Source organism: Corynebacterium sp. HMSC069E04 (assembly GCF_001813175.1).
Classification (GTDB): Bacteria; Actinomycetota; Actinomycetes; order Mycobacteriales; family Mycobacteriaceae; genus Corynebacterium; species Corynebacterium aurimucosum.
Genome location: NZ_KV811665.1, coordinates 106,661 through 119,384 on the forward strand (window position 1 = coordinate 106,661; position 12,724 = coordinate 119,384).

General features: G+C 62.5%; 11 protein-coding genes. 8 read left to right on the top strand and 3 right to left on the bottom strand.

Features of this window, described 5'->3' with window-relative positions; translation table 11 throughout:
* Positions 1–34: 34 nt before the first annotated feature.
* Positions 35–1,324 carry an MFS transporter gene (locus tag HMPREF2896_RS05155; protein ID WP_070718233.1) on the bottom strand — a complete coding sequence of 430 codons (1,290 nt, stop codon included), beginning with the start codon at positions 1,322–1,324 and terminating at the stop codon, positions 35–37.
* Positions 1,325–1,404: 80 nt separating this feature from the next.
* On the opposite strand from HMPREF2896_RS05155, the gene HMPREF2896_RS05160 reads away from it, so the two are divergent.
* From HMPREF2896_RS05160 to HMPREF2896_RS05170, 3 genes are all read left to right on the top strand, one after another.
* A complete protein-coding gene (locus HMPREF2896_RS05160) occupies positions 1,405–2,178 on the top strand; it encodes a MerR family transcriptional regulator (protein WP_070718236.1) in 774 nt (257 codons plus the stop codon).
* Positions 2,179–2,309: 131 nt separating this feature from the next.
* Complete coding sequence (locus HMPREF2896_RS05165; RefSeq protein ID WP_070522860.1) at positions 2,310–3,014, top strand: response regulator transcription factor; 705 nt, start codon at positions 2,310–2,312, stop codon at positions 3,012–3,014.
* An 11-nt stretch (positions 3,015–3,025) separates the two neighbouring features.
* Positions 3,026–4,480, top strand: coding sequence for a sensor histidine kinase (locus tag HMPREF2896_RS05170; protein WP_070718237.1), 1,455 nt, complete (start codon positions 3,026–3,028; stop codon positions 4,478–4,480).
* Between the two features lie 3 nt (positions 4,481–4,483).
* Here HMPREF2896_RS05170 and HMPREF2896_RS05175 read toward each other — a convergent pair whose 3' ends face one another.
* Complete coding sequence (locus HMPREF2896_RS05175) at positions 4,484–4,912, bottom strand: HIT family protein (protein ID WP_070645602.1); 429 nt, start codon at positions 4,910–4,912, stop codon at positions 4,484–4,486.
* A 34-nt stretch (positions 4,913–4,946) separates the two neighbouring features.
* Here HMPREF2896_RS05175 and purD point away from each other — a divergent pair, with 34 nt between their 5' ends.
* Together purD and purB are read left to right on the top strand one after the other, a co-directional pair.
* On the top strand, positions 4,947–6,221 hold the full coding sequence (gene purD / locus HMPREF2896_RS05180) for a phosphoribosylamine--glycine ligase (RefSeq protein ID WP_070718242.1): 1,275 nt from the start codon (positions 4,947–4,949) through the stop codon (positions 6,219–6,221).
* 39 nt (positions 6,222–6,260) lie between these two features.
* The gene (gene purB, locus HMPREF2896_RS05185; protein WP_070718245.1) at positions 6,261–7,700 is read left to right on the top strand and encodes an adenylosuccinate lyase; all 1,440 of its coding nucleotides are present in this window, start codon (positions 6,261–6,263) and stop codon (positions 7,698–7,700) included.
* A gap of 236 nt (positions 7,701–7,936) precedes the next feature.
* On the opposite strand, the gene HMPREF2896_RS05190 is transcribed toward purB, so the two are convergent.
* Positions 7,937–8,743 carry a serine/threonine protein kinase gene (locus tag HMPREF2896_RS05190; protein ID WP_246823996.1) on the bottom strand — a complete coding sequence of 269 codons (807 nt, stop codon included), beginning with the start codon at positions 8,741–8,743 and terminating at the stop codon, positions 7,937–7,939.
* A 64-nt stretch (positions 8,744–8,807) separates the two neighbouring features.
* On the opposite strand from HMPREF2896_RS05190, the gene HMPREF2896_RS05195 reads away from it, so the two are divergent.
* The 3 genes from HMPREF2896_RS05195 to HMPREF2896_RS05205 all read left to right on the top strand — a co-directional run bounded on the left by HMPREF2896_RS05195 (position 8,808) and on the right by HMPREF2896_RS05205 (position 12,584).
* Positions 8,808–9,665 carry a phosphoribosylaminoimidazolesuccinocarboxamide synthase gene (locus tag HMPREF2896_RS05195; RefSeq protein WP_070718254.1) on the top strand — a complete coding sequence of 286 codons (858 nt, stop codon included), beginning with the start codon at positions 8,808–8,810 and terminating at the stop codon, positions 9,663–9,665.
* Positions 9,666–9,674: 9 nt separating this feature from the next.
* Complete coding sequence (locus HMPREF2896_RS05200) at positions 9,675–11,783, top strand: S9 family peptidase (RefSeq protein WP_070718256.1); 2,109 nt, start codon at positions 9,675–9,677, stop codon at positions 11,781–11,783.
* 117 nt (positions 11,784–11,900) lie between these two features.
* The gene (locus HMPREF2896_RS05205; RefSeq protein ID WP_070718261.1) at positions 11,901–12,584 is read left to right on the top strand and encodes a DUF2334 domain-containing protein; all 684 of its coding nucleotides are present in this window, start codon (positions 11,901–11,903) and stop codon (positions 12,582–12,584) included.
* Positions 12,585–12,724 lie beyond the last annotated feature (140 nt).

Sequence of the window (12,724 nt, forward strand, 5' to 3'; positions counted from 1 at the left end):
AACCCACGCCCTGCGGCTCCACCCCGCGACAGCGTTATGCTTTCGCGGGGTCTTTGACTGGGATGAGCACGAGCGCTCCGACGAGGAGGACTAGCCCTATGGCGAGCACGCCTCCCCGGTCTCCTTGGCCCATCAGGGAGACGAAGACGCCGAACAGGAAAGGCGTCAACCACGCTACGGCACGCCCGGTTGTGGCGTAGAGGCCAAACATCTCGCCTTCACGTCCTGGCGGGGCAACGCGCGCCAAGAAGCCGCGGGCGGAAGCCTGGGCTGGTCCCACGCACAGGCACAGGATGAGCCCGCAGATCCAGAAGGCCGTCGGGCCTTGCGCGAAGAACATGATGCCCGCCATCAACGTCAGAATTGTCAGGCAGGTGAGGATGATGGCTTTGGGGCCCACGTGGTCGTCGATCAGCCCGCCCGCCACCGCGCCCAGCGCGGCCGCAACGTTGGCGGCAACACCGAAGATGAGGACGTCGCCAGGCGAAAGCCCATAGACGGATACGCCCAACACCGCCCCGAAGCTGAACACGGCCGAGAGCCCATCACGGAAGATGGCAGAAGCGAAGAGGAAGGCAAAGGCGTTGCGATCCTCTCGCCACAGCGTGTGCACCGTGCGCCACAGCTCACGGTACGACGCTGTGAGGCCGCCCGCTGCTTCACCCGACGGTGCAATCTCCGGCACGCGCAGCAGCACGGGAATGGCAGATAGCCCAAACCACGCCGCGGCGAGCAGTGCCACGAGCCGAATATTCCAGCCGCCCTCCGTGGATAGCCCAAGTCCGCCTCCCTCTCCGGAGACGAAGCCGAAGTAACAGATGAGCAGCAGCACGATGCCACCGAAATAACCCGCCGACCAGCCCAGGCCAGATACCCGGCCCACCTTGTCCTCGGTGGCCACCTGGTTGAGCTGGGCAAAGTAATTGACTTCGGCGAATTGGATGGTCACCGAACCTACCGCCAAGCCGACAAGCCCCAGCCAGAAATACACGGGCGCATCATTGCGGATGAAAAACAGGCTGGCCATGACCAGGAAGGTCAGCAGCGACCAGAAGCCCAGCGCGCGCCGCCGCGTGCCCAACCGGTCGGAACGCTGACCCATCACGGGGGTGACCGCAAAAATCACCAGACCCGCCACCGTCATAGACCACGACAACCACTGCGCCGGGGTGAACTGCGAGTCAATGTGTTGGCCCACCGAGTCGGTGAGATAGACCGAGAAAATAAACGTCACGAGAACCGCGTTGAAGGCAGCCGAACCCCAGTCCCACAGGGCCCAAGCAGCCACGGTGAGGCGGTCAGTGCGTTTCGAGGCTTGCGTCATGCTTCATTATCGTAGGCAAAAATATGTGCTGAGTGGCAGGAGTTGCACTTAACGCGACGTCAACTTTTAGGCTCAACGTCATGCGTAATGACTACAGCATCGGCGACGTTGCCGAAATCCTCAAAGTCACCACCCGCACGTTGCGGCACTGGGATGACATTGGGTTGCTCAGCCCACAGTGGCGCACTGTGGGAGACCACCGTCTCTACACAGAAGACGACCTGCAGCGCGGTATGGACATTGTGATCTATCGCAGCGTGGGCATTGAGCTGAAGGACATCGCTGAGTTGTTGCAGGCGCCCGCCGCGTCCGCCGTGGATCGTCTCCGTGCTCAGCAGGCTGCCTTGCGGAAGCGGCGCGCCGATGTTGACGCGATGCTGCAGGCAGTGAACCGACTAATCAAGGAGACCGAAATGGATCAGAACCTTAGCGCGAGCCAAAAGGTAAAGAAGCTGGGTGACGCATGGCCCACGTTGCAGGAGGAAGCCCACGAGAAGTGGGGTGACAGCACAGAGTGGGCGGCCAGTGCGGCCGTCGCGGAATCGATGGGGAAGAAAGACTGGGAGGTATTCTCCGTGGAGCATGAACACTTTGCGGCCGAGCTAGAGGAGGCCGCGAAAGCGGGACTTGAGGCAGGCAGCGAGGAGGCGAAGGAGATCGTCGACAAGCACTGTGCTCTCATCGCCCAGTGGTACCCGGTGTCGAGGTCCAAGCAAGTGCTCCTGGCGCGCCTGTATTGCGAGGATCCGCGCTTCGATGAGACCTACCGTGGCAACGCCGACTACCTGCGCCAGCTGATCGAGGCTCAAGCCCAGGCAGAAGGGCTAGATCTGGATAATCTCGTGTGGGACTAATGTGTTCACAGCGCACGTCCAGACTCCGCTCAGTACCCTGGGAAGGCGTAGTGCAATACTTCTCACTTTGAATGAGAAACCCCCACGCCACCTAGTCATAGGAACAGCGGAGAAAGGACCAAAGCGGGACCATGGATGATTCAAAGGACGTCAAGGTACTTGTCGTCGATGACGAGCCCAATATCGTTGAACTACTTACCGTCTCCCTGAAGTTTCAGGGCTTCGATGTACACAGCGCCAACTCCGGCAACGAGGCTCTGCGCATCGCGCGTGAGATCAATCCCGACGCCTACATTATGGACGTCATGATGCCGGGCATGGACGGTTTTGAGCTGCTGGGCAAGCTGCGCGCAGAAGGCCTCGACGGCCCCGTCCTCTACCTCACCGCCAAGGACAGCGTGGATCAGCGCATCCATGGCTTGACCATTGGTGCGGATGATTACGTCACCAAACCCTTCAGCCTGGAGGAAGTCATCACCCGACTGCGCGTGATCCTGCGCCGCGGCAATGCGGTGGATGATCAGGATGGCAGCGCCACCATGACCTATGCCGACCTCACTCTCAACGATGACACCCATGAGGTCACCAAGGCCGGGGAGATCGTGGAGCTTTCGCCCACCGAGTTCAACTTGCTGCGCTACCTCATGCAAAACCGCGAGGTGGTGCTGTCCAAGTCCAAGATTTTGGACAACGTCTGGCACTACGATTTCGGCGGCGATGGCAACGTGGTCGAGTCCTACATCTCCTACCTGCGCCGCAAGATTGATACCGGCGATACACCGCTGATCCACACCGTCCGCGGCGTTGGTTATGTGCTGCGTACGCCGCGCACGTAGGCTCGTCCACTATGAGCGAATCCCCCGCGAACACTCAGGGCTCGGATTCTGGATCCTCTTCGGTGCGGAACAGCGCCCTGCGCCGGCGCATGCAACGTCCTAAAGCGCTGCCCCTGCGCACGTGGCTGCTCGTCCTCATGGTTCTGGTTTCGGGCTTGGGCCTGGCTATGTCCTCCCTGGCGGTGTCGTCGATCATGCGCAATGTGCTCTACACCCGCGTGGACACTGAGCTCAATGACGCGATTGGCTCCTGGGCCAGCAACCTTGACGCGGCCTTTTATACCCCGCAGGACGGAAGCCGCCGACCCCCGACGGACTATGTAGCACTGGCGTATTATCCCGATGGTTCCGTGGTGACCACGCGGCCGATGGCGGCGTTGCCGGATGCTCGTTCGGTGGTCGTTGGTGGTGAACCTAGCACCGTTCGCTCAATTCAAGGCGAAACCGAATGGCGTGCCGTGGCGCAGCTCAAGACGGATGGCTCCGTGGTGGTCGTCGCTAAAGACATGACGACGGAAAACTCCATTCTGAAAGGCCTCGCTATAGTCCAGGTCATCATCGCGGCGCTGGTCATGCTCATTATCGCGCTCGTGGGTATGTGGCTGATCCACCGGGCGCTGCGGCCGCTGCGCGTGGTCGAGAAAACGGCCTCCCAAATCGCGGCCGGCAACCTGGACAAGCGCGTGCCAGAGTGGCCGCTACATACCGAGGTAGGCCAGCTCGCCGCGGCGCTTAACGTCATGCTGGGACAGCTGCAGAACTCCGTCGTCCATGCGCAGGAAAAGGAGCAGCAGATGCGCCGCTTCGTCGGCGATGCCTCCCACGAGCTGCGCACGCCGCTGACCAGCCTGCGCGGCTACACGGAGCTGTACCGTTCGGGGGCGACTAAAGATCCGGAATTTGTCTTCAGCAAGATCGATGCCGAGTCGCAGCGCATGTCGTTGCTGGTGGAGGACTTGCTAGCCCTGACGCGTGCGGAGGGATCGCGCCTCGATATGCGCGAGGTAGACATGCTGGAGCTCGTGCTTTCCGTGGGCTCTTCGGCACGCGCGGCCTTTTCTGGCCGCACGATCAACGTCAACAATGAAGCCTCCGAGATTCCGATAGTCAACGGTGACGCGGACCGCCTGCACCAAGTGTTGCTCAACTTGGTATCTAACGGTATCCGTCACGGTGGTGACGAGGCATCGGTGACGCTGACTTTGCGGGATGATGAGGAGAACGTGCTTATCGACGTCGCCGATGACGGCAAGGGCATCTCCCCCGAAGATGCAGCCCATATCTTTGAGCGCTTCTACCGTGCGGATAGTTCACGGACCCGCGATACGGGTGGCTCGGGCTTGGGCTTGGCCATTGTGAAGTCCCTCGTGGAACAGCACGGCGGTTCGATCTCCGTGGACTCTGAGCTGGGCAGCGGATCGGTCTTTACCGTCCGCCTCCCCAAGGCGCCGACGAGCGGGAGCTAGCGCCTAGTTGCTGCGGCGGCCGTCCTCATCCGTGCCGAGGTGCTGGCGGATGCGCGCGGCGGCCTCGTCCATGGCGGCGGGGTCGGTGGCGTCGGCAGCGAAGGCCTTGGCGAAGTCGTAGTCTTCCATCTTCTCGGTGGGGAAGAGGTGGATGTGGGTATGCGGCACGTCGAAGCCGGCGATGATGTAGCCCGTACGCGGGGTGTCGAAGGCCGTCTTAATGGCGCCACCGATCTCTAGAGCAATCTCGTTGAGGTGCGCCCAAGTCTGAGAATCGAGGTCAGTCCACTTATCGACCTCCTCGACTGGCACGACCAAGGTGTGGCCATAACGTAGCGGCTCGATGGACAAAAATGCCACGCATTTCTCGTCGCGGTAGACAAAGCGAGCTGGCAGCTCGCCCTCGATGATCTTTGTAAATACGGAAGACATGGCCCCTAGGCTACCGCCAGTTAAGATAGACGGCATGCGCATTCTCGTTATTGGCTCGGGCGGCCGCGAACACGCCCTGCTCACTGGCCTTAAATCTGATCCCTCTGTTACCGATTTGCACATCGCCCCGGGTTCCCCGGCACATGCCAAGCAAGCCACCATTCACCCGGAGTATTCCCAGGTGGACGATCCTGCGCGTATGACGGAGCTGGCGGTTGATATTGACGCGGATCTGGTGGTCATCGGGCCGGAGGTGCCGCTGGTGAAAGGCGTGGCGGACGCTTTGCGTGAGCGCGGCATTGCGGTCTTCGGGCCGTCGGCAAGCGCGGCACAGATCGAGGGTTCCAAGGCCTTTGCCAAGGATGTCATGGCGGCCGCCGGCGTGCGCACCGCCCGCGCGGAGCAGCTCGCCCCCGGTGCCACCGATGCGGACATCGAGACCGCCCTCGACCGCTTCGGCCCGCACTTCGTGGTTAAGGACGACGGCTTGGCCGGCGGCAAGGGCGTCGTGGTGACCGAGTCCCGCGACGCGGCCCGCGCGCACGTCGACGCCGTCCATACAGCCGGCAACCCGGTGCTGCTCGAGTCCTTCCTCGACGGCCCCGAGGTTTCCCTGTTCTGCCTCGTGGATGGTGAGACCGTCGTGCCGCTGCTGCCGGCGCAGGACCACAAGCGCGCCTATGACAACGATGAAGGCCCCAACACCGGCGGCATGGGCGCTTATACGCCGCTGCCGTGGCTGCCTGCCGACGGCGTCCAGCGCATCGTCGACGAAGTCTGCGTTCCCGTGGCCAAAGAAATGGTCAAGCGTGGCACTCCCTACTCTGGCTTGCTCTACGCCGGCCTGGCATGGGGCAAGGAAGGCCCAGCCGTGGTGGAATTCAATGCCCGCTTCGGAGACCCGGAGACACAGGCGGTGCTCGCCCTGCTGAAGTCCCCACTGGGAGAGGTCCTGAACGCCACCGCCACCGGACAGCTGGCGGAACTTGCGCCGCTGGAGTGGGAAGAGGGCTACGCCGTTACCGTGGTGCTGGCCGCAGAGGGCTACCCGGCCTCCCCGCGCAAGGGTGATCCGATTACCTCGCCGGACCTGGATGACCCCACCCGGATCCTCCATGCCGGCACCACTGCGGGGGAGGGCGGCTACGTCTCCAACGGTGGGCGCGTCCTCAACGTCCTCGGTCGCGGCGCCACCCTCGCCGATGCCCGTGCTGCCGCCTACGAGATTCTCGGCGGCATCGAGCTGGAGGGCAGCTTCTTCCGCACAGACATCGCACTGCCAGCGGAGAAGAGCCAGATCAGCATCTAATCCGCTGATAATGCCTCCTTTGGGGCGAGGCGTGGAATAATGAGCGACGTGGCTGAAAAGAAGAACATTTCCAACGTCCTGTCCGGTCGATACGCCTCCCCCGAGATGGCTGAAATCTGGTCCCCAGAACACAAGATCATCCTGGAGCGCCAGTTGTGGATTGCGGTGATGAAGGCGCAGAAGGATCTCGGCGTCGACATCCCAGCTGCGGCTATCGCCGCTTACGAGGCGCAGGTTGAGAACGTCGACCTCGCCTCCATCGCGGAGCGTGAGCGCGTCACGCGCCACGACGTTAAAGCTCGCATCGAGGAGTTCAACGCCCTGGCCGGCTGCGAGCACATCCACAAGGGCATGACCTCGCGTGATCTGACGGAGAACGTGGAACAGCTGCAGATTCTGCGTTCTTTGGAGCTGACCCGCGATAAAGCCATCGCGGTGGTCTCCCGCATCGGTGAGCGCGCCGCGCAGTACCAGACGCTGGTGATGGCGGGCCGCTCCCACAACGTCGCTGCCCAGGCGACGACCCTGGGCAAGCGTTTCGCCTCGGCTGCCGACGAACTGCTGCTCGGCATCGAGCGCGTGGAGTCTCTGCTGAGCCGTTACCCGCTGCGCGGCATCAAGGGCCCGATGGGCACCTCGCAGGACATGCTTGACCTCATGGGCGGATCCGAGGACAAGCTCGCGGCGCTAGAAACGCGCATTGCGGATCACCTGGGCTTCTCTCGCGTATTCAACTCGGTGGGCCAGGTTTACCCGCGCTCCCTCGACTTCGATGCTGTTTCCGCGCTGGTGGAGCTTGGTGCTGCGCCCTCCTCACTGGCGACGACCATCCGCCTCATGGCCGGCAACGAAACCGTGACTGAAGGCTTCAAGGAGGGCCAGGTTGGGTCCTCTGCGATGCCGCACAAGATGAATGCCCGCTCCTGCGAGCGCGTCGGCGGTTTCCAGGTCATTCTGCGCGGCTACCTGACGATGGTGGCGGACCTGTCCGGCCAGCAGTGGAACGAGGGCGACGTCTTCTGCTCGGTGGTGCGCCGCGTTGCCTTGCCGGATGCTTTCTTTGCCATTGACGGCATGTTCGAAACCTTCCTCACCGTGCTGGCAGAATTCGGTGCTTTCCCGGCGATGATCGACCGTGAGCTAGAGCGCTACCTGCCCTTCCTCGCCACCACCCGCATCCTCATGGCGGCGGTGCGCGCAGGCGTGGGCCGTGAGACCGCGCACGAGGTCATCAAGGAAAACGCCGTCGCTGTAGCACTCAACATGCGCGAGAATGGCGGGGAGCAGGACCTGATTGAGCGCCTGGCTGCCGACGAGCGCCTGCCGCTCGATGCCGCCGCTCTCGAGGCCGCGCTGTCGGATAAGCACGCCTTCATCGGTGCTGCCGAGTCGCAGGTGAGCCAGATTCTGGGCCGCATCAAGGCGATTGCTGACCAGCACCCGCAGGCCGCCGCCTACACCCCGGGCGAAATCCTCTAGCTCACGCGGCCGGGGGATCCCCTGTGAAGGGACGACCCGGCGCGGTACGTTTCGCAGACTAGCCCTCTCAAACGTGAGTTTTTGAGGCTCTATTTACGAAAACGTACCGCGCTGGCCCGGTCCATGTACGTTTCGATCAATTAAGGTTGCTCGATCTCAGGGCGGGCTCAATTTTCTAGCCCCTATTTGATCGAAACGACCTCCCATCGGGGGCCGGCCCCACCCGTCACCAGCTCTTAGGCCATCCCGGGGATGCGCAGCACCGGCAACTCGAAGCCGCCGAGGGATTTCCCGTTGGAGGCGAGGTAGCCGCCGATCATCAGCGCGGTGAGTACCGCCATGATGCCGAGAACCGCAGCACCCGTGGACGAGGTTTGCTGCTGCGTCGTCTTGCCCGGAATGGGCAGCTCCGGCACCGGCTGGATGCCTTCTTGCGCACCGCGGCTGCGCAGTTCCTCGACGCACTCAGCGAAAGACTGCACCTGCGCTGCGTTGAAGGCGTCAACGGCTTCTTTCTCCTGTGCCTGGTTTTCTGCCAGAGCGGCGCGCAGCTTGGGGCTGAAATCGCTACCCGTCGACAGTAGTGGCGCCGGTCCCTTCTTTGCGCGGGCGGCAGCAGCATTGATGGAGTACTCGGCGTCCTGCGGCAGCAGCACCGACTCATCCGCTACGAGCGCCTCCGGAGCGGCGGCGCCGACCAGGATGATGAGCATATCCGCGCCCGTGTAGCCGGCCTTGGCCAGCGCGGCCACCGTCGCCGCATAGCCCGGAGCCTTGCTGATATCGCGCGAGGTATACGCGGAGAAGTCCAACTTCGGGAACTGCGCTTGAATCTGCTCCGAGGTGGCCTTAATCGTTGCGATATATCCAGCGCGGACGTCGCGGGCTAGCTCGCGATCCGTGGCCGAGGCCGACATCGTGCACAGCCATTGGCCGTGGTCAGATTCGCGCACGGAGATATCGGCAGCCTGCGCCGCCGGCACGCTCAGGGTACCGCCCACCAACGCAGCGGAGGTCAAAAGGGAGATCATGCGAGAGTGCACAGGCTTAACTCCTCATGCTTGGGATGTATCTTGAAGCAGTCTAGACGGGTCTAGGATGTATGTCATGCGTCCAGAACTTTCTTCCTATGCCCACATCGCCTCCGGCAAGGTGCGCGATATCTACGAAATCGACGACAATACCCTGCTCATGGTCGTCTCCGACCGCATTTCCGCCTACGACCACGCCCTGGAGCCCGCCATTCCGGACAAGGGCCGTGTGCTTACGGCGACCTCGAAGTTCTTCTTCGACGTCATTGATTTCCCTAACCACCTCGCCGGCCCGCTCGATGATGAGCGCATCCCCGAAGAGGTACTCGGCCGCGCCATGGTGGTGCAGAAGCTCGACATGCTGCCCTTCGAGTGCGTCGCCCGCGGTTACCTCACCGGCTCCGGGCTGAAGGAATACAAGGCATCCGGCAGCGTATGCGGCGTCGGGCTGCCGGAGGGGCTGACCGAGGCCTCCCGCCTGCCCGAGCCCATTTTCACCCCGGCCACCAAGGCGGAGCAGGGCGACCACGATGAGAACGTCTCCTTCGACGTCGTTGTGGAGAAGCTAGGCCGCGAGCGAGCTGAGCAGCTGCGCGAAGCTACCCTGCGCATTTATGCCGAAGCCGCCGCGCTGGCGGAGGAGAAGGGCATTATTTTGGCGGATACGAAGTTCGAGTTTGGCGTCGATAAGCACGGCACTTTGGTCTTAGCTGATGAGGTCCTCACCCCGGACTCCTCGCGCTACTGGCCGGCCGATACCTACGAGGAAGGCAAGGTCCAGCCTTCCTTTGATAAGCAGTACGTGCGCGATTGGCTCACCGACTCCGGCTGGGACAAGGAGTCCACGCCGCCGCGCCTGCCGGATGACGTTGTCCAGGCCACCCGCGCGCGTTATGTTGAGGCTTTTGAACGCCTGTCCGGAACCACTTTTTAAGGAGGCTGAATGAACGCACCACACGCAGCGAAACGCCCGGTCACCCGTGAGTTCCATGGCCGCAGCTTCATCGATAATTACGAGTGGCTGCGCGCGAAAGACGCCCCGGAGACCCGCGAATACTTGGAGGCCGAAAACGCCTACACCAAGGAGCGCACCGCACACCTGGACACCTTGACGGAGAACATCTTCACTGAGGTCAAGTCCCGCATTAAGCAGACGGACATGTCCGTGCCCCAGCGCCGCGGTAAGTACTGGTACTACGGGCGCACCGAGGAGGGCCAGGAGTACGGCTACAGCTGCCGCATCCCGGTGTCGGAAGGTTCTGATCCGTGGACCCCGCCGACCATCCCGGAGGAGGGGGCGCCGGAAGGGGAGCAGGTGCTTCTCGACGTCAACGCGCTCGCCGAAGGCCATGACTTCTTCGCCCTGGGTGCTTCTTCGGTGAGCGATTCCGGTGACCTGCTGGCCTATTCCGTGGACGTGGCCGGCGACGAGCGCTTTGAGCTCTTCATCAAAGATCTGCGTTCCGGTGAGCTGTTGGAGGACCGCCTAGAAGGCATCTTCTATGGCGCGACGTGGGTCGGGGAGGAGTTCATCTTCTACACCACCGTCGATGATGCATGGCGGCCGGACACCGTGTGGCGCCACCGTGTGGGAACCCCGCAGTCAGAGGACGTCGTGGTCATGCGCGAGGAGGATTCGCGTTTCGGCATTGGCGTGGGGACGACCCGCAGCGAGAAGTACATCATGATTGTGTCCGGCTCGAAGACGACGAATGAGGCGTGGGTACTCGAGCAGTCCAACCCCGAGGGGGAGTTCCGCTGCCTCTGGGAGCGCGAGACCGGCGTGGACTACGACGTTGACCACGCCGTGGTGGGCGGCACCGACTACTGGGTTGTCACGCACAATGCCACCGGCCCCAACTTTGCCTTAGGCTACTGTCCGGTCTCCGATGACCTTCCAGCCTTGCGCGAGCTCACCGTCCTCATGCCGCATGATGACACCGTGCGCATTGAAGGCGTGGATTGTTACCGCGACCAGATCGTCGTGGGCTACCGCCGCGGCGGCATTGGCCGTGCCGCGGTAATGGATGTGCGCCAAGGGTGGGCGCGCTTCGGCGAGCTTCACTTCAACGAGGAGCTCTACACCGTTGGCGTGGCCGGCAACCCGGAGTGGGATGCGCCGGTGCTGCGCGTGAGCTATACCTCCTTCATCCAGCCAGCCCAGCTCTTTGATTACCGCGTGGCCACCGGCGAGTACACGCTGCTGAAGGAACAGGAAGTCCCGGGCGGCTATAACAAAGACGAATACGTGGCCTATCGCGTCTGGTCGGAGGCGCCCGATGGGACGAAGGTGCCGGTGTCCATCGTGCACCGCGCGGACCTCGACCGCACGCAGCCGAACCCGACGCTGCTTTACGGCTACGGCTCCTACGAGGCAAATATGGACCCGTATTTCTCGGTCTTCCGTTTGTCTCTCATGGACCGCGGCATGATCTTTGCCATGGCGCACGTTCGCGGTGGTGGTGAGATGGGCCGCAACTGGTACGACGACGGCAAGATGCTGGCTAAGAAGAACACGTTTGCGGACTTCATCGCGGTGGCCGATGACCTCATCGCGCGCCGGGTGACCACGCCGGACACCTTGGTGGCGGAAGGCGGTTCCGCCGGTGGACTGCTCATGGGCGCGGTGGCGAACATGGCGCCAGATCGGTTTAAGGCCATCGAGGCCAACGTGCCTTTCGTGGATCCGCTGACCTCGATTCTTATGCCGGAGCTGCCGCTGACAGTGGTGGAGTGGGAAGAATGGGGCGACCCGTACCACGACCCGGAGGTCTACGACTACATGGCCTCCTACTCGCCGTACGAGAACATTGCGCCGCAGAAGTATCCCAATATCCTGGCGCTGACCTCGCTCAATGACACCCGCGTGCTCTACGTGGAGCCGGCGAAGTGGGTGGCCAAGCTTCGTGACGTTGCCACCGGTGGCGAATTCCTCCTCAAGACTGAGATGGCCGCCGGCCATGGTGGTGTGTCCGGACGCTACGCCAAGTGGCGGCAGGCGGCATTCGAGTATGCGTGGTTGATTAACCAGGCCACGGGGGTTGAGTCTTAGGCTCCCCGCTTGAGCTGTGTGGCTAATGAGCCGCACAGCATCCTAGGCCGCCCATGTGGGGGAGTGAGGCTTCCCCTCGGCGCGCGCCGGGACGGTGGCTGTGCGATAATTTTCCTTATGCATGGCCACCTTTTGGTTTCGATTTCCAGTATCTTCGACGACACCCGAAGGCAGGCCGCTGACCTGCTGGAGCAGTTCGATAAAGCGGATATCCCGGTGTCCTTGCTTGTAGCGCCACACATCGATGGCAATTGGCACCTAGCTAAGGATTCGGCGACACAGTCGTGGTTGCGGGAGCAAGCCGAATCGGGCCGAGTGCTCATTCTCAACGGCTTCGACCAAGCAGTTCAGGGCCGCCGTGCGGAATTCGCAAACCTGGATGCACACGAGGCGCGTCTGCGCCTCAAGGGGGCGACGCGGCAGATGGCCAGAATCGGCTTTGAACCCACTATCTTTGCGCCGCCGCGCTGGCGTATGTCGGAGGGAACTCTAGAAGTTCTTCCTGAGTTTGATTTTGACTTTGCTGCATCCACCCGCGGCATCCATGACCTGCGCACCGGCGAGCTCCACCAAGCCCGCAACTTGTCCTTTGGTGAGGGTTTCGGTTCGGCCAAGTGGTGGCGCCGCAACATCATCCGCGCTGCCGAGCGCGCCGCGCAGCGCGGCAACACCGTGCGCCTATCGATTTCCGGCCGTAACCTTGATGACCGCAAGGTAGTGTCCGATTTCCTTAAGGCCGCCGAGCGCGCCGTTGGAGCAGGCGCCAGTCCCGCTGACTATACGGCCTTCGCACCGCGCTAGCCGTGCCCACTCGAATGCTCACGACACGTTAAACCATCCGCATATCCCGGTGTCCGTTGGCCTGTATAGAAAGGGAGACGCGTCTTCCAGGAACGACGGAGTGCCCGTAAACCGGCTCTTCCGGTTTCGGGGTGCGTAGC